General features: G+C 68.6%; 17 protein-coding genes and 1 riboswitch. Of the genes, 8 read left to right on the top strand and 9 right to left on the bottom strand.

Features of this window, described 5'->3' with window-relative positions:
* The first annotated feature begins 69 nt into the window (after window positions 1–69).
* Entirely contained in the window at window positions 70–1,254 is a 1,185-nt protein-coding gene (locus FS787_RS08510) for a glutamate--cysteine ligase (RefSeq protein ID WP_144671726.1), read from the top strand.
* Here the strand turns inward: FS787_RS08510 and FS787_RS08505 are convergent.
* From FS787_RS08505 to FS787_RS08495, 3 genes are read right to left on the bottom strand one after another with little or no spacing between them, the layout of a single operon-like run.
* On the bottom strand, window positions 1,251–2,459 hold the full coding sequence (locus FS787_RS08505; protein WP_144671725.1) for an O-succinylhomoserine sulfhydrylase: 1,209 nt from the start codon (window positions 2,457–2,459) through the stop codon (window positions 1,251–1,253). The two genes, FS787_RS08510 and FS787_RS08505, sit on opposite strands and share 4 nt — an antisense overlap.
* Entirely contained in the window at window positions 2,460–2,879 is a 420-nt protein-coding gene (locus tag FS787_RS08500; RefSeq protein ID WP_144671724.1) for a rhodanese-like domain-containing protein, read from the bottom strand.
* Window positions 2,876–3,103 (bottom strand): DUF1737 domain-containing protein, encoded by a 228-nt coding sequence (locus tag FS787_RS08495; protein WP_260982481.1) that lies wholly within the window; start codon window positions 3,101–3,103, stop codon window positions 2,876–2,878. Before FS787_RS08495 ends, FS787_RS08500 begins: the two co-directional genes overlap by 4 nt.
* A 109-nt stretch (window positions 3,104–3,212) precedes the next feature.
* A riboswitch (SAM riboswitch) is annotated at window positions 3,213–3,327 on the bottom strand.
* 536 nt (window positions 3,328–3,863) lie between these two features.
* On the opposite strand from FS787_RS08495, the gene FS787_RS08490 reads away from it, so the two are divergent.
* The 5 genes from FS787_RS08490 (at window position 3,864) to FS787_RS08470 (ending at window position 8,951) form a co-directional block, all read left to right on the top strand.
* On the top strand, window positions 3,864–4,769 hold the full coding sequence (locus FS787_RS08490; RefSeq protein WP_144671722.1) for a PIG-L deacetylase family protein: 906 nt from the start codon (window positions 3,864–3,866) through the stop codon (window positions 4,767–4,769).
* Window positions 4,766–5,710, top strand: coding sequence for an ATP-grasp domain-containing protein (locus FS787_RS08485; RefSeq protein WP_144671721.1), 945 nt, complete (start codon window positions 4,766–4,768; stop codon window positions 5,708–5,710). The genes FS787_RS08490 and FS787_RS08485 overlap by 4 nt, the downstream gene beginning before the upstream one ends.
* Complete coding sequence (locus tag FS787_RS08480) at window positions 5,697–6,992, top strand: glycosyltransferase family 2 protein (protein WP_144671720.1); 1,296 nt, start codon at window positions 5,697–5,699, stop codon at window positions 6,990–6,992. Before FS787_RS08485 ends, FS787_RS08480 begins: the two co-directional genes overlap by 14 nt.
* On the top strand, window positions 6,989–8,074 hold the full coding sequence (locus FS787_RS08475) for a hypothetical protein (protein WP_186329115.1): 1,086 nt from the start codon (window positions 6,989–6,991) through the stop codon (window positions 8,072–8,074). The genes FS787_RS08480 and FS787_RS08475 overlap by 4 nt, the downstream gene beginning before the upstream one ends.
* 124 nt (window positions 8,075–8,198) lie before the next feature.
* Window positions 8,199–8,951 (top strand): hypothetical protein, encoded by a 753-nt coding sequence (locus tag FS787_RS08470; protein WP_144671718.1) that lies wholly within the window; start codon window positions 8,199–8,201, stop codon window positions 8,949–8,951.
* Window positions 8,952–8,967: 16 nt separating this feature from the next.
* On the opposite strand, the gene FS787_RS08465 is transcribed toward FS787_RS08470, so the two are convergent.
* On the bottom strand, window positions 8,968–9,924 hold the full coding sequence (locus FS787_RS08465) for an aminodeoxychorismate lyase (RefSeq protein ID WP_144671717.1): 957 nt from the start codon (window positions 9,922–9,924) through the stop codon (window positions 8,968–8,970).
* A 141-nt stretch (window positions 9,925–10,065) separates the two neighbouring features.
* Between FS787_RS08465 and cls the strand changes: the two genes are divergently transcribed.
* Complete coding sequence (gene cls, locus FS787_RS08460) at window positions 10,066–11,493, top strand: cardiolipin synthase (protein ID WP_186329145.1); 1,428 nt, start codon at window positions 10,066–10,068, stop codon at window positions 11,491–11,493.
* 48 nt (window positions 11,494–11,541) lie between these two features.
* On the opposite strand, the gene pabB is transcribed toward cls, so the two are convergent.
* The 4 genes from pabB to FS787_RS08440 form a co-directional block, all read right to left on the bottom strand.
* Window positions 11,542–13,599, bottom strand: coding sequence for an aminodeoxychorismate synthase component I (gene pabB, locus FS787_RS08455; protein ID WP_144671716.1), 2,058 nt, complete (start codon window positions 13,597–13,599; stop codon window positions 11,542–11,544).
* Complete coding sequence (locus tag FS787_RS08450) at window positions 13,596–14,219, bottom strand: low molecular weight protein-tyrosine-phosphatase (RefSeq protein WP_144671715.1); 624 nt, start codon at window positions 14,217–14,219, stop codon at window positions 13,596–13,598. The genes pabB and FS787_RS08450 overlap by 4 nt, the downstream gene beginning before the upstream one ends.
* A 112-nt stretch (window positions 14,220–14,331) precedes the next feature.
* Complete coding sequence (locus tag FS787_RS08445; RefSeq protein WP_144671714.1) at window positions 14,332–14,955, bottom strand: LysE family transporter; 624 nt, start codon at window positions 14,953–14,955, stop codon at window positions 14,332–14,334.
* Between the two features lie 110 nt (window positions 14,956–15,065).
* Window positions 15,066–15,881: a methyltransferase domain-containing protein gene (locus tag FS787_RS08440; protein ID WP_144671713.1), complete on the bottom strand. Its 816-nt coding sequence runs from the start codon at window positions 15,879–15,881 to the stop codon at window positions 15,066–15,068.
* A 135-nt stretch (window positions 15,882–16,016) separates the two neighbouring features.
* Between FS787_RS08440 and FS787_RS08435 the strand changes: the two genes are divergently transcribed.
* Entirely contained in the window at window positions 16,017–17,369 is a 1,353-nt protein-coding gene (locus FS787_RS08435) for an APC family permease (RefSeq protein ID WP_260982455.1), read from the top strand.
* Here FS787_RS08435 and FS787_RS08430 read toward each other — a convergent pair.
* The gene (locus tag FS787_RS08430) at window positions 17,299–17,826 is read right to left on the bottom strand and encodes a MarR family winged helix-turn-helix transcriptional regulator (RefSeq protein ID WP_144671711.1); all 528 of its coding nucleotides are present in this window, start codon (window positions 17,824–17,826) and stop codon (window positions 17,299–17,301) included. The genes FS787_RS08435 and FS787_RS08430 overlap by 71 nt on opposite strands.
* Between the last annotated feature and the right edge of the window lie 90 nt (window positions 17,827–17,916).

The raw sequence follows: 17,916 nt of genomic DNA, 5'->3' as shown, positions 1-17,916 counted from the left end.
GGTCCTTCCGCATCCGACCGGGTCAAATGACCACGGGCGTTTCGCCCGATCCTGCCGCACAATAGAGTCATGCGCACTTTCGGCGTGGAAGAAGAACTGCTCATTGTGGATCCCGAAACAGGGATGCTGCTTGCCCTCGCCGACGTTATGCTGCCCGGCCTGGTGCCGCCGAAGCAGGACGCCGCCCTGTTGCTCCCGGGGCAGCAACCGGTCCACGACGGCGGAGCGGACTTCAGTTACGAGCTCAAGCTCGAGCAAATTGAAACCCAGACACGGCCTTGCCTGGATTACCCGGAACTCCTCCGGCAGCTCAGGCAGGGCCGGGCGCGGGCGGACGACGCCGCCCGCGCGCACGGCGGCCGCGTCGCGGCGCTCGCCACGTCCCCCCAGGGCGCCGCCACGCACCTGACACCCAATCCCCGCTACATGACCATGCAGCAGCGCTTCGGGCTCACAGTCCGGAACCAGTTGACCTGCGGCCTCCACGTCCACACCCTGGTGGACTCGCCGGAGGAAGGGGTGGCCGTGATGGACCGGATCCGGGACAAGCTGGCCGTGCTGATAGCCCTCAGCGCGAACTCCCCGTACTGGAACGGCGCCGAAACAGGATTCGAAAGCTACCGGACGCAGGCCTGGAACCGCTGGCCCGGGTCCGGGCCCACCATGATCTTCGGCAGCCTGCCCGCCTACCGGCGGCTGGTGACCCGGCTCGTGGAAAGCGGCGTCCTCATGGACGAGGGAATGATCTACTTCGACGCGCGGCTGGCCCGGCAGCATCCCACCGTGGAGATCCGCGTCGCCGACGTCTGCCTGCGGGCCGAGGACGCGGCGCTCATCGCGGTGCTGGTCCGCGCGCTCGTCGAGTCGGCGTCCCGGGAATGGAACGACGGCGTCGATCCCGCCCCCGTGCCCACGCTGCTGCTGCGGATGGCTGCCTGGCAGGCCAGCAACTGCGGTCTGCGCGGGGAACTGCTGGACTTCGGAACCTTCACCCCGGCCCCGGCCGCCGACGTGGTCCATGCCCTCGTGGACTTCGTGGCACCCGTGCTGGAGGAGCAGGGCGAGCTGGAACTGGTCCGCGAGGGCGTCGGCCGGATCCTGGCGGAGGGCACAGGTTCGCACCTGCAGCGGGAGCCATTCCACGCAGGCGGGCTGGCCGCCGTCGTCGAACGGGCCGTCGAGGTGACCACGGAGGGAAGTGCCGCCGTGGAGGCCGGCCAGGATGCGTCCCTGGGCGGGGCCAGCCGCGCCTAGACCTGCTTGAGCGCCTGGCCCAGATCGCGGATGAGGTCATCGATGTCCTCGAGTCCCACGGACAGTCGCACCACGCCGTCGCTGAGCCCGATCGCCGCGCGGCCCTCCGGCCCCATGGCGCGGTGCGTTGTGGTGGCGGGATGGGTGATGAGGGACTTCGAATCGCCCAGGTTGTTGGAGATGTCGATGATCCGCAGGGCATCCAGCAGCGCGAAGGCGGCCTCTTTCGCGGACCGCCCGGCGGACGGGGCGAGCTCGAAGGTCAGCACGGTTCCGCCGGCCTTCATCTGCCGGGCGGCAAGTTCGTACTGCGGATGGGAGGGCAGCAGCGGGTACTTCACCCAGCCCACCGCGGGCTGCTCCTGGAGCCATTCCGCCAGCCGCAGCGCGGAGGCGGAGGAATGGTTGACGCGCAGGGCCATCGTCTCCAGGCCCTTGGTCAGCACCCACGCGTTGAAGGCCGAGAGCGCCGGGCCGGTGTGGCGCATAAGCTGCTTGACCGGGCCCTCGATGAACTCCTTGGTGCCCAGGATCGCGCCGCCGAGCACCCGGCCCTGGCCGTCGATGTGCTTGGTGCCGGAGTAGACCACCACGTCCGCGCCGAGTTCCCCGCAACGCTGCAGCAGGGGCGTGGCAAAGACGTTGTCGACGACCACCGTCGCCCCGGCGGCGTGCGCCAGTTCGCTCACGGCGGCGATGTCCACGATTTCCTGCATCGGGTTCGACGGCGACTCGAAGAAGACCGCCGTCGTGGGTTCCGACAGCGCGGACCGCCACTGCGCCAGGTCCGGTCCGTCCACAAAGACTGTCTCCACGCCCCACCGGGGCAGGATCTCATTGAGGATCACGAAGCACGAGCCGAACAGCGAGCGGGCCGCGACTACCCGGTCCCCGGCGGCCAGCAGGGCGCCGAGAGCGGTGAAGACGGCGGACATGCCCGAGGCAGTGGCGAAGCAAGCCTCCGTGCCTTCGAGCAGCCGGAGCCGTTCCTGGAACGTGGCCACCGACGGGTTGCCGTAGCGGGAGTAAACGAAGCGTTCGTCCTCGCCGGTGAAGGCGCGCTCGGCGGCGGCCGCGGATTCGTAGACGAAGCCGGAGTTCAGGAACACGGGCTCGGACGTTTCCTGGAAGCCGGTGCGGTCGAGTCCGCCGCGGACGGCCTGGGTGTCGGCGCTCCAGCCGGCGGCGTCAGGGTTGAAGGTCACTTAGTGCTTTCCGGTGTTGGTGGGCAGGCCGCGGTTCTTCCACCCGTTAACGGTGCGCCCGCCGTGCCGGTCCGGCTCGCCCTCGAAGCCCTCCAAAACGTTGTAGGACGTGAAACCGGCGTCCGTTGCGGCGATCGCGGCGGCGATGGACCGGGCGCCGGAACGGCACAGGAAAACCAGTTCGGTGCCTTCGCCGGCGGGGGCCTGCTGCTTCAGCTGTTCGATGAACCGCGCATTGGGGACGCCGCCGGCCAGGTTCCACTGGATGAAAAGCGGCTCGTTCCGCGTGCTGCCCGCGGCCGGGGTTTCCGGGATGCCAATGTGGGCCCATTCGCCTTCGGTGCGGACGTCCACCAGGATGGCGCCGTCCTCCAGCTTGGCCCAGGCCTCGTGCGGGCTAAGGTCCCCGGCGTAGCTCACGCGTGGCCCTCGCCGTCGAACTCAAGGTCATCCACGGCGTTGGCGACGGCGGCATCGGCGCTGGCCACCGCGGCCGGCAGCACCACGGCCTGGGCCACGATGACGTTGATGCCGTTGTACGTGGCGGACGGGCTGCCGTGCAGCACGTAGCCCTCGGCGAGGGCGGCCGAGACCCGCTCGCAGAAGGCCCGGTCATCGGGGCCGGTGAACAGGCGGTACGCCAGTCTCTCTTCGGCGGCACCGTCGGCACCGGCGGGGGATGGGGCGGGTGCTGTAGTGGGTGCTGTGGTGGGGACAGCGGGTGCGGACGCGTCAGGCACGACGGAACTCCTTCTTTCACGCTTGCAGCTCGAATGGTCGATATGCCGAGTATTCACCTGAGGCACCCCGCCGCGAAAGGGAGGGTTGCCGACCGGCCAGTCAGGGCTTGGTGCCGGTTCTCATTACTCACAAAAAACGTAACACCTGGAACGCCGGCCCGCACCGCCGCGGACGTCATGTGGGGTAACGGGATCCGCCGCATCGCAGGGACTTACACGGCGCCCCCGGCAGGGAATTGGGGCAGGAATAGGGCACTCCGGGTAGTCGAATTAATGAATGCGAGTACTACCCGTCCACTTGTTGAATTCAAAACCAAAAAGTTTCGAGTAGCGCCTACTCGGGCCTACTGATAGAGGACTCGACTTTACTGATGAGCAGGTCCAAGGTCTCCAGAAAGTCTCACATGCCACGCAACATGCCGGGGGGCAATCGCGCTGTGCAACATAAGCGATGGTCAACGCCCAGAAGTGCAAGTGCCGCCGATTGCGGCTGCGCTGATTGCCGGCCTGCGCCCTGCCGGAGACGCCCTGGACTTGCTCCACGAACGGTCCACCTTCCGCACCCATGCCCGGCTCTTTCCCGCGGCCTTATCTGACGTTCTGTCGCTTTATTCCCGGTCAGCGCTGAGGGCTGCCGGTACTTCTACGAAGGAATTGGATTTCCATGGTCTCGATATATGTTTTGCTGATTGTTTTTCTGATCACATTCCTGGTCGCTGCCGCCGTCGGCCGCTCCTGGTTCCACCGCCGGCTGCGCCGGCCCGAGTTGCTGCGGCAGGTTTCGCTCGTTGTGGGCGGCACGTTGCTCATGACGAATCTTGCCTGCTTCCTCCTCGAGGCATCGCAGTTCTGGCGGACCGCGAACTTCACTGCAACCGTCGGCGGCCTCGCGGCACTGGGCGTGGTCATGACGGCCCTGCGCACCGGGGGAGTCCCGGCCCGCCAGCCCCGCCGTGTCCTGGCAATCGGCGCCCATCCGGACGACCTTGAACTGGCCTGCGGGGGAACCCTGGCAAAATTCGTGGACTCCGGGCACGAGGTCCAGGGACTCGTCATGAGCGACGGCAAGCGCGGCGGTGACGCCCTGGAGCGCTCGCTGGATGCGCAGCGCGGCGCGGAGTTCATGGGCCTCACCGGGATGGCCCACCACAATTTCACCGACACGGAACTGACCCGGCACAGCCAGGAGATGGTTGGTGTCATCGAGGCGGCGATCGCCCGCTATAACCCCGACATCATCCTGACTCACTCCAACCATGACCAGCACCAGGACCACCAGGCCGTCCACCAGGCCACACTCCGGGCAGCCCGCCAGCATCACTCGATTCTCTGCTACGAAAGCCCTTCAGCGACGCGCGAATTCAATCCGAGCGTTTTCGTCGACATTGACGACTACATGGATGCCAAGGTCCAGGCGGTCAAGATGCACAGCGACCAGCTGGCCAAGCCGTACATGACCCCCGAACGGGTCCGGGGCATCGCCTCCTTCCGCGGCGGGCAGGCCCGCCGCAGGGTCGCCGAAGCCTATGAGCCCATCCGTCTGCTGAACACGGAACTGGAGAAGCTGTGAAACCCCGCGTCCTGGTCACCGGCGCGGGAGGGCCCGCGGGCCGCGCCATTGCCGCCCAGCTGAAAGACCGCGGCATCCCCGTCCTCGGCACCGACATCCGCGAGCTTCCCGCCGGCGCAGGCCTGACGGTCGTTCCCGTCCCTCCCGCCTCGGACCCGGACCTGGTTTCGGCGCTCCGCAGGATCGTCGTGCAGGAGGGCATCAACATGATCATTCCCACCGTGAGCGAGGAACTCCCTCAGCTTGCGGCGTACCGGGCGGCGTTCGGGGCGGAGGTCCGCGTGATCATCGGGGACCCCGGTCCGGTGGCGCTCGCCGACGACAAGCTGTTCACCGCCTGGCAGCTGCACTCGGCCGGAGTCCCGGTGCCCCGTTTCGGGGTGCCCGGCGACTATGCCGACGCGAAGGCAGCCATGGCCGCGCTGGGGGGACCCGTGGTCGTCAAGCCCCGGGTGTCCCGTGGCGGGCGCGGCGTGGCCGTCATCGACGCCGGCACGGAGGTGGACTGGCACCGTCTCCCGGCCGGGCAGATCGTTCAGGAGTTCATCCCCGGGGCCGAGTACGGACCCATGGTGTTCGGCACGCCGGCGCATAACGGCGCCGCACCGTTCGTCGTCGTGGTCGAGAAAACGGAGTTGGCGCAAGGCAACGTCGGGAACGCCGTAGCCACCCGCCGGGCCGACGCCGGCGAAGCGGTCGACGTCGGCAATGTGGCGCTCGCCGCCGTCCGCGCACTGGGCCTCACCGGCCCGGTGGACGTGGACGTTCGCCGCCGCGCGGACGGGACCCCCGTGGTGCTGGAGGTGAACGCCCGGTTCGGCGCGAACAGCGCGCGCGCCCCCGAACTGCTTGACGCCGTGCTGGCGTCCTTCGCCCTCCCATCCTTCAATCCGGCATCCTTCCGGCAAAGCACAGGAGCGTACGCCAATGTCCTGGTTTGAATCATCCTTCGGGCCAGCCCTCCCCGGGGCGCAGCTCCTGCTCCTGGTGCTGGGCCTGCCTATCCTGTTCTTCGGACTCGTCAAACTGCTGGTGCTGCCGCTCTCCGTCTGGTTTGAAATCCGTGCCGCCAGGCGGCGGCGGCGGGAAGCCCCCACACTGCACGATGAATGGCCCAGCGTGTCAATCATCGTGCCCGCCTACAATGAGGCAACCGTGATCGAGAACTGCGTCCGATCGATCCAGCTCACCCGGTATGACCGTTACGAGGTGATCCTGGTGGACGACGGCTCAACCGACAACACGGCAGAGCTGATGGCAGGCCTCGCCGCCGGGGATTACCGGATCAGGGTCCTCACCCAGGCCAACGCAGGCAAGGGAGCGGCCCTGAATCTGGGCATCCGCAACGCATCGGGCGACGTCCTGATGTTCGTGGACGCGGACGGCATCTTCTCCCGGTACACCGTAGAGAAAATGCTCCAGGGTTTTGAGGACGGGCGCACCGGGGCCGTCTGCGGCGATGACCGGCCGGTGAACCTGAACCGGGCCCAGACCCGGATGCTGGCCTTCATCAGCCACATCGGCACCGGTATGGTCCGGCGCGCACTGACCGTCATCGGATGCCTGCCCATCGTCTCCGGCAACATTGGTGCATTCCCGCGCAGGGTTGTGGAGGAAATCGGGCCGTTCCGCGAAGACACCGTGGGCGAGGACCTGGAACTGACCTGGCGGGTGCACAAGGCGGGCTACCGCGTTGTCTTCACGCCGCGGGCACTGGTCTATGCCGAATCCCCGTCGACCATCGGAGCGCTGTGGCGGCAGCGGGTCCGGTGGGCCCGCGGCCTGCTGCAGACCATGGCTCTCCACAAGGGCATGATCGGCAATCTCCGGCACGGCAGGTTCGGCGCCTACCTGCTGTTCAACGCCATCACCATGGTGGTCCTGCCCGTGGTCCAGATCCTGGTCCTCCTGGACCTGACGTTCCTCCTCGCCCTGGGCTACAGCCCGCTCGGCGGCGATGCCTGGGCGTTCCTGGGCTGGCTCGGCTTGATTGTGACACTCGTCCTGTCGGTCTGCGCCCTGGGCATGAACCGGGCGTGGAAAGACCTGCGGCACTTCTGGGTGTTGCCGCTGATCCCGTTGTATTCCGTGTTCACCAGCCTGACGATGGTCGCCGCCCTCAGCCAGGAACTGCGCAGGAAGGAAGCCCGCTGGAACAAGCTCACCCGGACCGGGATTGTCAGCGTGAACGTCCCGGCGCCACGCGCGAAAGTCCGGGCTTGAGAGGGGTTGTGGGTCTCCTGTCCGTGCTGGCGCTCGCCGTGACCTCGTGTTCCGGGCCGCAGGAGCAGCCGGCGGCGGTCGCCTCGCCCGCCGCGGAACGGACCGTCGGCGTCGGTTACGAGACCGTCGTCGATGCCGCCCACACCCTGCCGGCGCTGGCCACGAGGCTCGACGAGGTCAACGCCAACAGCGTGACCATCAGCGTCGGACGGCTGGACTGGACGGCCTTCCCCTGGGCCGTCCACCCGGAGTTGGAGGCGGTCCCGGGCCGGGACCACGTCGCCGAGGCGATCAAAGCCCTCGGAACCGGCAGCGACGGCAGTAAGCGGAAAGTCACCCTAACCGTGGACCTGCTGATCCCGGGCTGGATCAGCACGAGCCCCGGCCTGGCGGGCATCAACTTCGACGGCACCCGGTCCACGGACTTTGCCAGCGTCACCGCCCTCACCACCGGGCCCGTCGGGGAACGGCTGGTGGAGTTCGTGGCCGAGGTGACCAAACGCTACCGGCCGGACGCCGTGGCCCTGACCGAGCTGATGTTCGACAACAACACCTACGGGGGCGACGACCGGGATTCTTACATGCTGGCCAGCGGCACCACCGACTGGCCCCGGCTGGCGAACGGGGACATCGACGCCGGACATCCGAGCATCGCGGCGTGGCGCTCCGGGGCGCTGGCCTCCGTGGTGGCGAAGGCCGCGGCGGCGGCACATCAAAACGGGGCCACCCTGGACATGGACGTCCGGGCTCCGTGGGACGATCCGGCCGGCGACCGCCGGGAGAGCGGCCATGACTACGGCCTCCTGGCCTCGGCCGCGGACCGGCTGGTGGTGTGGAACTACTTCGGGCTCAACGGCAAGGAACCCGGATACTCCGCCGAAGTGGCCCGGGCGATGGCGAAGCGCTCTCCCGAGTTCGTTATGTCCGTCGGCATGTGGGCGACGACGGGCAGCATCTCCGCCGAGGACCTGGCCGCCGGGCTGGCGGCGTCCGTCTCAGGCGGGGCGACCGCCGTCGCGGTCACTCCGTCCAGCATGCTCGACGACGACGCCTGGGCGGCACTCCGGACGGCGTGGGGCTAGCCGGCCCGACGGGCGTGTCGTTGCTGGCGTTTGTCTTTCCCTTCCCGCAACGGATGTCGTAGGCTCTCGCCTATCGCGTCTGGGAGCGGTGCACCACCACATCACACAGGAATTGGGGACCTCCATGAATCTTCGAAGCATCACACCGGCCGCGCTCCTTCTCGCGACAACGCTGGCGCTCGCCGGTTGCGGCTCGCCGTCTGCCGCCGGGGGCTCGTCCTCGCCGGCTTCGGGGGAATCGCTGGCGGCCTCGCCGGCCGCGAGCCCCTCCGCCACACCGACTCCCACGCCGAAGGCGTACGCGGAGAAGGAGCTGGCCGCGATCATCGCCGGGCTGAAAGACGCCGCAGGGCAGCCGCTGGCTGCCGTTCCGGCAAGCGAGCTGGACCAGGGCATTGAATCGGCCCGCGAGATGATGGCCGCCGCCAAGATCACTCCGGCGGAATGCGGCGCCCTTGCCGACAGCAGCGCGCAGATTCCCGAGGGCAGCACCTACGCCGCCGGCGGCTCCGAATCGGCCAAGGAGGAAGCCATCACAGTGCTCACCCTCGTGGCGGTCACCGACCCGGAGCTCTTGAGCAGCAACGTCGAGGCCTCCCAGATGAACAGCGCGAAGTGTTCCAACTTCACGTTGGAGCTCCAGGGCCAGAAAATCACCACCAAGACCGAAGTCCTGGACGTGCAAACAGCCGGAGACAATTCGTTCAGCTCCCTGTCCACCCAGACGCTGCCCTCCGGGCAGACGATGAAGACAGTAGTGGTCATGGGAACCAAGGGGACGTTGTCCGCCTCGGCCGTGGCGTCGGGCACCGGGCTCACCGCGGATGCGTCAGAGGACCTGGCCCGTCTCGTGGACGAAGCACTCGCCAAGGGCTGACACCCGGGTCGCGGGGCTACTCGATCGTGGCGTAGAGCGCGTTGAGCTCGGCGGTGAGCTGACGACGCAGCTCCGGGGTGCCGATTTCCTTGCCGTCGATGTGGTTGACGGGCGCCAGCAGCCGGATGCTTGAGATCAGCCAGACGGCGTCGGCGTCGTAGAGGTCGCGGGGTTCCAGCGGGCCGTAGCCCAGCTCCCAGCCAGCGGCCTTGGCCGCGGTGAACAGGGCACCCTGCGAGGTGCCGGGCAGGATCCCGCTGTCGAGCTGGGGGGTGATGAGGCGCCGGATGGTGCGGACCCCGCCGGCGCCGTCGTCGGTGGTCTCCAGGTGCGCGAGCAGCACGGTCGACGTCGGACCCTCCAGGACCCGGCCGTCCGCGGAGGTGAAGATGACGTCGTCCGCACCCTGGGCACGCGCGTACCGCAGTGCCGCCATATTGACCGCGTAGGAAAGGGTCTTGGCGCCCAGGAGCAGCCACGGCGCCCGCTCGCCCACTTCGCTGTCGTAGCCGCGGTCCAGCAGGATGACATCGACGCCGGTCTCGCGCTGGCGTCGCCCGGCGGGGCCGGGGGCGGACGTCTGGACCCAGCAGGTGGGCGCGGCGGATCCTTCGACGCCGCGGGTCACCAGCAGCTTCACCACGAGTTCGTCGTTCTCAACGGACCCCGGCACGTGCTGGCCGCGGTATTCGCTGATGGCCGTTGTGATGGCGCGGCGCCAGGACTCCTCCGCCGGGATGTCCAGCTCCAGCAGCCGGGCGGACCCGGCCAGGCGGTTCAGGTGCGCCTGGAGCTTGCGGGGCTGCCCGCCCACCGCCAGTAGCGACTCGAAAACACCATCGCCGCGGGTGGCGCCCTGGTCCGTCGCCATCAGCTGCGGCTTGGACGCATCGGCCAGCCGGCCGTCCTGGAACGCGGGGTCGAGGAAGACCAGCACCGTGGCGGGGGAGGAAGCGGCAGCAGGAGAAGTCATGGCTTCAGCTTAGTGCGGCGGGCAACGGGTTAGGATTTGACGGTTGCCCGTTCCGGAACTGTTCCGCGGGTCTGGAGCTTGAGGGGTTCGCCTGTGCTGTGGCCATTTTCGCTGGCGGAAACGCTGCCGTCCTGGGTGATCATGATCCTGACCGTGGTGGACCTCGCCATCCGGGTGCTGGCCCTCGGCATCATCCCGGGAAACCGCCGTCCCACCACGGCCATGGCCTGGCTGCTGATCATCTTCTTCGTCCCGGCCGTAGGCCTGGTCCTGTTCCTGCTCTTCGGCAATTTCCGCCTCTCCCGCAAGCGCCGGGCGCAGCAGGACGCAGTGAACACCCGCGTGCGCGCCGGCACCTCCGACCTCGCCATGCTGGAGAGCCGCTACGACGGCCCGGAGTGGGTGGGCTCCGCGGCGGAACTGAACAAGACGCTCGGCTCGCTGCCGATGGTGGACGGCAACTCCGTGGAGCTCCTGCCCGGGTACCCGGACTCGATCAAGGCGATGGCGGCGGCAGTCCGTGACGCAAAGTCTTTCGTCAACGCCGAGTTCTACATCCTGAGCTCGGACCACATCACGGACGATCTGCTGACCGCAATGGAAGAGGCCGCCGAGCGCGGCGTCGAGGTCCGCCTCCTGTTCGACCACCTGGGGACCCTGCGCATCCAGGGCTACAGCAAGCTGATCGCCCGGCTCAAGGCCGGCAAGATCCGCTGGCGTCCCATGCTGCCGCTGCGGCCCGTGCACGGGCAGTGGCGCCGGCCGGACCTGCGCAACCACCGCAAGATCATGGTGATCGACGGCGAGGTGGCCTTCACCGGTTCGCAGAACCTGATCGAGCCCTCCTACAACAACCCGCGGCACCGCAAAGTGGGCCGCGAATGGGTCGAGCTGATGGCCTGCCTGCGGGGGCCGATCGTCACCACGCTCAACGTCGTGTTCGCCACGGACTGGCTCAGCGAGACCGACGAGTCGCTTGAGGAGCAGCTGGCGCACCGTCCCGAACTGCACGCCGGCAACATCACGGCCCAGGTGGTGCCCAGCGGCCCGGGCTTCATCACGGAAAACAACCTGCGGCTCTTCAACACGCTCATCTACTCGGCGCAGCACAAGATCTCGATCTGCAGCCCCTACTTCGTCCCGGATGACTCGCTGCTGTACGCGGTGACGACGGCGGCGCAGCGCGGCGTCGACGTCGAACTCTTCGTCTCGGAAAAAGGCGACCAGTTCCTGGTCCACCACGCCCAGCAGTCGTACTACGAGGCGCTCCTCGAGGCCGGGGTCCGGATCTACCTGTACAAGGCCCCGTCTGTGCTGCACGCCAAACACTTCACCATCGACAACGAGGTGGCGGTGCTGGGGTCCAGCAACATGGACATGCGCTCCTTTTCGCTGAACCTCGAGGTCTCGGTGATGCTCCTGGGGGAGGACATCGTGCGGCGGATCAGCGCGGTGGAGGACACCTACCGGGGCATTTCGCGTGAACTGACCCTCGAGGACTGGATGAAACGGCCCATGGGGGTCAAATACGTGGACAACGTGGCCCGGCTGACGGCCACCTTGCAGTAGCCGCGCTGCGCCCGCGCTGCACTGGTCAGCCCGGTGACGGGGTTGCCGTCAGCCGGGCGGGAACTCCGCGCCGAGCGCCGAGAGGACCCCGAAGGCCTTGGTCCGGATCTCCTCGTACTCCTCCTGCGGCGAGGAATCTGCCGTAATCGCCCCGCCCACGCCGAGGCTGAGCCCGGTGCCGCCGCCGGCCCGCTGCCTGAGCACCAGGGTCCGGATTGCGACGGCGAGGTCGGTGGCGCCGTTGAGCGAAAAATAGCCGATCGCGCCGGAGTACACCCCCCGCGGCGCGCCCTCCAGCCGGTCCAGGATGGCCATGGTGCTGACCTTGGGGGCGCCGGTCATGGAGCCGGCGGGGAAGCATGCCGCGACGGCCTCGGCCCGCGGCATCCCCGGCCGGAGCCGGGCGTCGATGGTGCTCACCATCTGGTGGACAGTCGCGTAGCTTTCGATCGCGCAGAGCCGGCTGACGGACACCGATCCGGGCACGGCGAAGTGACTGAGGTCGTTGCGCAGCAGGTCCACAATCATGATGTTCTCGGCCCGGTCCTTGGGGGAGGACTCGAGGTCCTGCCGCAGCTGCGCGTCCCGCGCGGGGTCCGAATCCCGGTGCCGGGTGCCCTTGATCGGCTCGGCGCGCATCCCGCCGTCGGACGCGATCCGCAGGAACCGCTCGGGCGAGGTGCTCGCCACCGTCAGGTCCCCGAAGCGCAGATAGCTGGCGAACGGGGCCGGATTCCTCCGGCGCAGCGCCAGATAGGCCTGCCGGGGGTCCAGGGCCGCGGCCGGAAGTTCTGCCGTCAGTGCGGTGGTCAGGCAAACCTCGTAGGTGTTGCCTTCGGCAATCTGGTACTGGGCCTCGCTGATTTTGGCCTTGTAGGCGACCTCCGAGTCCCGCGCGGTGAAGTCCGGGCCAGTACGAGCGCCCGTGCCCGGCCCGGAAGATTCGGACGGTTCGACGCCGACGCCGGCGCTGACGCAGGCCCCGGTGACGGCGGTACGGGCGGCCGCGAGCCAGTTCCCGGCGTCGGGCGTGTCCAGCGCCAGCAGCCAGACCGTCTGGTCCACATGGTCCAGCACCACGGCGCGCCCGGCGAACAGCAGGCAGGCGTCAGGGGATTCAGCCGCGACGTCGCTGCCGCCGGTCTCGCGTTTGAGCTCGTAGCCGAGATAACCGATCCAGCCCAGGGTGAACTCGCAGGGGTACCCCTCGGGGCCGTGGACGGTGCGGCCGCCCCAGACGCCGTCGAGCCACCGGAAGAACGGCTCCTCCGTCGTGACAGCGGCGTTGCCGACCGTCACCTGGGTGCTGCCCGCAGCGTGCCGGACCGACTGGCCGAACGGGCCGCCGTCGTCGGCCAGGATGCTGAACCGGCTCCGTTCCGCTGCGGCGCCGGCGTCCGGCGGCAGGGACGAATCGAGCCAGACGGCGTTGGCTGAGCGGCCGTAGAGGGACTCGAACAGCCGGGCAGGGTCCGGCGCGGCTGTGATCCGTTCGGCGCGGACCTCCAGGCCGCGGCGGGCGGCGAGTTCCGGGAGCATCACCGTGGACAAAGCCGGGAGGTACTGGAGGGCCTGGAGCACTTCCGCCGGGGCGGCGCCGTCGGCCAGGTTAAGCACCCGGACATCGGCCCGGGCCGGAACGTCGTCCACGGCCAGCCACTCCTCTTCCTGGGCGGCCCACTCTTCCCAGTAGGGTGCGTAGCTGTCGCCGTCCCGGGCCAGGGCCCTGCTGCGCCGGTCCTGTTCGGGGGAATCGGCCCAGATGACCGCGGACAGGTAGGGACGGGCGGCCGCTGCGGCCGCGCCAACACCTTCCACCAGGACGATTTCGGCGGGCCGGGTGGTGCGGGTATCGCCGTCGTAATGCGCGGCCCAGTCCCAGCTGACCCATTCGGCCGGCTCGCCACGGTGCAGCGGGGCCAGGACGGTCGAGGCGTAGCGTTCGATGCCGGCGGCGAGCCCGTTCCAGCCGGGGTAGATGTCCTCGAGGTGAAACAGGGACACCTTGTGGTGCTCGCGGAGCCGTGCCGCCAGTTCGATCGCCAGGGTGGTCTTGCCTGCGCCGGAGCGTCCGTCGATGGCGATGATGACGGGTGCAGGACTCATGAAGTAGAGCGTACCGGCTGCCCTGCATTGGGTTGATCATGGGCTTGATCACTGCCGGGATGTTGCCCGTCCGGCCGCCGGAGCACGGCGAGCTCGGCCCGGACGTGCGCCACGATCCCGGGAAGCGCCGCGTGGATCAGGTTCCACGTGACGTCGAAGTCCGCGTGGCCGCCGTACCAGGGGTCTTCGATGCCCTGGTCGAGTGCGTCCTTGCCGGCGACGGCCGGATCGAAGCTGCGCAGCATCCTGATCTTGGACAGGCATGCGCGGTCCGGCGCCGCCTGCTGCAGCCAGCCGAAGTGGTCCACGTCCAGGGCGAGGATGAGGTCGCGGTTGTGGAACCATTCCGTGCGCCACTCGCGCGCCACATGGTGGTCCGAGGGGATGCTGTGGGCGGTGAGCTTGCGGGCGGCCCGCGGATCAATCGGCCGGCCCACCTCGTAGGAAGTGGTTCCGGCTGAATCCACGACGGCGCCGGCCAGGCCTGCGGCGGCCAGGGCCTCCGCCAGCATCAATTCAGCCATCGGCGACCGGCAGATGTTGCCGGTGCAGACCGCGATGATCCGGTACTGGTTCGGCCGTGAGGTCCCCGGCGCTGGGGTCCTCGGCGGTGATGTCATAGTGCAATCATGAATCATGCGGTTTCCCCTTGGCTAGTTTCCGGACCGTGAACATTACAAGCTTGTCACACTTATATTCCGGGCCTGTCACGCGGGGCTGCGGCCGGGGGCGTCAGTGGATGAGGGCCAGCATCACGCCGACGGCCATAAACAGCACGCCGAACGTCCGGTTGAGGATCCGCTGTCCGCGGGCATCGTGTGTGAAACGCTGGAAGGACTTGGCCGCGGCTGCGAAGAAGAACCACATCACCAGGATGTCGATCACCACCACGGTGGCTGACAGGACCAGGTACTGCGGCAGCAGCGGTTCCTCCGGGCGGATGAACTGGGGCATAAAAGCCAGGAAGAACACGATCGCCTTGGGGTTCAGCAGGTTGACCCACAGGCCGCGGCGGAACATGGAGAGGCCCGGCTCATTGCGCAGCGCGGCGGCCTTCTCCTGGTCCAGGTCGGGTTTGCGCCGGAACTGCTGGATGCCTAGGTAGACGAGGTAGGCCGCGCCGGCGTAGCGGATCGCGTTGAAGGCGAACGGCGAGCTGGCCACCAGGACGCCGACGCCCAAGGCGACGATCACAACGTGCACGATCAGTGCCGCCTGCTGCCCCAGGATTCCCCAGATGGCACGCCGGAAACCGGAGTTCAGCGAGTTGCTCATGGTGTTGATGGCGCCCGCGCCGGGCGTGAAGCTGATCAGGACGCCGGCGCCCGCCAGGGCCAGCCAAAGGGAGGGTTGCACGGAGCCAGTTTACGGCGAGTTCAGCGCCTGCGGCGGCAGGGAGTTCCGGCAGGAGGGACATAGTCGCGTCACATTCCGGGCGGCACCGCCGGGCTGGCCGGGGTGGCAGCTCAGGCCCGGGCGATGACCTCGCCGTTGGGGATCAGGAACCAGCCGTCTTCCGTGGAGCCCCAGCGGTGCCAGCCGGCCGATATCCGGGCCAGATCGGCGGCGTTGGCGAAACCGTACTCGAGCGCCTGGTCCGCGAAGGCCGAGTGCAGCACCCGTTCGCCCCACACCCGCGCCTGCCAACGGCGCTGCTGGCCGGTGGCGTAGAGCCAGTTGCTGCTGGAGGGTGCGACGTCGGTGAATCCGGCGGACTGGGCCCAGGAAACCAGGCGGCGGCCGGCGTCGGGCTCGGCCCCGTTGCGGCGTGCAATGCGCTGGTAGAGCTCCATCCATTCATCCAGCTCGGGGACGGCCGGGAACCAGCTCATGCCGTGGAAATCGGCGTCGCGCACCGCCACGATCCCGCCGGGTTTGGCGACGCGGCGCATTTCCCGGAGGGCGGCGACCGGGTCCGTGAGGTGCTGCAGCACTTGGTGGGCGTGCACGACGTCGAAGGTTTCATCCGCGAAGTCGAGGTCGTAGATGTTGCCGGCCACAAACTCGACATTCGGCACGCCGCGCTCCGCCGCGAGGGCAGTCGCGTGGCTGATCACCTCAGGCGAGCGGTCCAGGCCGGTGACTTTCCCGGGGGAGACGAGCCCGGCGAAATCGCATGTGATGCTGCCCGGTCCGCAGCCGACGTCGAGCAGTGAGGCTCCGGGGATGAGGTGCGGGATCACAAAGGCCGCGGAGTTCTCCGCCGTCCGCGAGGCGTGGGCGCGGACCACCGACTCGTGGTGGCCGTGGCTGTACACATCTTCAGGCTGCTGCGCACTCATAATGAAACGCTACCGCCGCGCGCCGGAAAATCCGCGGAACCGGGGGAAACAGCCGGAAGGAAGACGGCAGGAATTCATGCCTGCCCGTCTGTTTTGCTGCTTCTGCCCGGGGCCATGGTGCGGATGATTAGAGGAGTGAACATCAACAGCAGCAAGCAGGCAGGGCTCGGGCTGTTCCGGGCGACCGGTATCTATGTCGGGGCGATCCTGGGCTCCGGCATCCTGGTCCTCCCGGCGATCGCCGCCAAAGAGGCCGGCCCCGCGTCGCTCCTGGCGTGGACCCTGCTGCTGGTGTTCTGCACCCCCGTTGCCTTCAGCTTCGCGGAGATGAGCCGCCAGCAGCCCGACGCCGGCGGAATCGCCCACTTTGTGACGCGCGCCTACGGACGGCGCGCCTCGGCCGTGGCCGGCTACCTCTTCTACTTCGCCATTCCCTTCGGCGCTCCCGCGACGGCCGTCATCGGCGGCAACTACATCGCCCACGCCCTGGGCGGCGGCCGCGGGACGGCGCTGCTGGCGGCGGCGCTGCTGCTGGCCGCCGCGTTCGGATCCAACGCCGTCGGGATCCGGATGTCCAGCGGCATCCAGCTGGTGCTGATGGTGCTGCTGGTCGGGCTGCTGGCGCTGGCGGTCGCCCTCGCCGCGCCGTTCGCTAGAGCCGAAAACTTCACGCCGTTCGCGCCGCACGGCTACTGGGCCGTGGGCGGGGTGGCCAGCCTGCTCTTCTTCTGCTTCGCCGGCTGGGAGGCGGTCACACACCTTGCCGGCGAATTCCGCAACCCGGAACGCGACCTCAAGCGCGCCACCTGGCTCACCCTGATCGTGGTGGGCGTGGTGTACATCGGCGTCGTCGCGGCCTCGGTCGCCGTACTGGGACCGGCCCTCCCCGGCAGCGACGTGCCCATCGCGCAACTGCTCGAAAAGGGACTCGGCGGACTCGCCGCCCCGCTGACCGCCGTCGCCGCCGCGGTGCTGACGTTCGGCCCGATCAACACCTTCGTTGCCGGTGCCAGCCGGCTGGGCGCCAGCCTGGCGTCCGACGGCGTGCTGCCGCGGGCCCTGGCGCGGGGCGCCGGGCCGGGCCGGGTGCCCGGAGCCAGCCTTGGGCTGCTGGCTGCGATGACGTTCCTGTCCTTCGGGGCGGCCGCGGCCGGGCTGAGCAACATGCAGTTCCAGATCGGGGCGGCATCGGCCTGCTTCACCGCCGTGACGGCGTTCGGCCTGGTGGCCGGGATCCGTCTGCTGCCCGCCCGGACGCCGGCCTGGTACGGCGTTATTGTGGCCGCCGTGGTGATGCTGGCCGTGCTGCTCTTCAGCGGCTGGGCGCTTGTGGTCCCCCTGGGCCTGGCCGCGGGGGCAGTCTGGGCGGCCCGGGCGGACCGGAGGAGACCGCCCGCGGGGCGACCGGAAACGGTGGTTACTGCGGTTCAGCTGGAGGCTGTACCGTCTGGGGTGACGGCCGCTGCGCCGCCTCCTGCCCGGCCCTGACCGTCGCCTCGATCATCGACGTCATGAACCGGGTGGCAATCTCCTGCTCCTCCGGGGTGAATTCGGCCATGGCGGCGTCCATGTGGCGGGCCAGTGGAAGGAACATGGCGCCGCCGTCGCGGTAGGCCTTGGGGGTCATCCGCAGCTGGACCTGGCGGCGGTCCGTGCCAAGCCGTTCCCGGACCACATGTCCGGACTTATACAGCCGGTCGATCAGCGCCGTGGTGGCGGGGGAGCTGAGGTGGAGTTCCTTGCGCAGCACCCCGGGCGTGACGATCTGGTTCCGCGCGGTGTGCTGCATGATCACGGCCAGGGCGTTGAGGTCCGTGCGGTGCATGTCGTTGCGGCCGCCGGCGGAATCCACATAGCGGTTGGCTTCGAGGCTGAACTCCTGGAGCAGGCGGACCAGCGGCGGCGGCCCGGACGAGTCGGGGCGGCCCGACGGATCAGCTGTCACGGTGCACCTCCTCTTCCTGTCGCCGGCGACGCCCGCTCCGCAGTTGGCGGCGCCTTCCGGAGTTTACTTCAGCAGCACGGGGCATCGGAC

The organism is Arthrobacter sp. U41, assembly GCF_007679325.1.
GTDB lineage: Bacteria > Actinomycetota > Actinomycetes > Actinomycetales > Micrococcaceae > Arthrobacter.
Note: the sequence above shows the minus strand (reverse complement) of the source record. Positions and strands in the feature narration are given on the sequence as shown.

What these genes read in the sequence shown, in the direction of transcription:
- FS787_RS08490 (WP_144671722.1), top strand. Translation starts at nt 3,864, where the DNA reads ATGGTCTCGATATATGTTTTGCTGATTGTTTTTCTGATCACATTCCTG.
- FS787_RS08480 (WP_144671720.1), top strand. Translation starts at nt 5,697, where the DNA reads ATGTCCTGGTTTGAATCATCCTTCGGGCCAGCCCTCCCCGGGGCGCAG.
- cls (WP_186329145.1), top strand. Translation starts at nt 10,066, where the DNA reads ATGATCCTGACCGTGGTGGACCTCGCCATCCGGGTGCTGGCCCTCGGC.
- FS787_RS08440 (WP_144671713.1), bottom strand. Translation starts at nt 15,881, where the DNA reads ATGAGTGCGCAGCAGCCTGAAGATGTGTACAGCCACGGCCACCACGAG.
- FS787_RS08450 (WP_144671715.1), bottom strand. Translation starts at nt 14,219, where the DNA reads ATGACATCACCGCCGAGGACCCCAGCGCCGGGGACCTCACGGCCGAAC.
- FS787_RS08510 (WP_144671726.1), top strand. Translation starts at nt 70, where the DNA reads ATGCGCACTTTCGGCGTGGAAGAAGAACTGCTCATTGTGGATCCCGAA.
- FS787_RS08470 (WP_144671718.1), top strand. Translation starts at nt 8,199, where the DNA reads ATGAATCTTCGAAGCATCACACCGGCCGCGCTCCTTCTCGCGACAACG.
- pabB (WP_144671716.1), bottom strand. Translation starts at nt 13,599, where the DNA reads ATGAGTCCTGCACCCGTCATCATCGCCATCGACGGACGCTCCGGCGCA.
- FS787_RS08465 (WP_144671717.1), bottom strand. Translation starts at nt 9,924, where the DNA reads ATGACTTCTCCTGCTGCCGCTTCCTCCCCCGCCACGGTGCTGGTCTTC.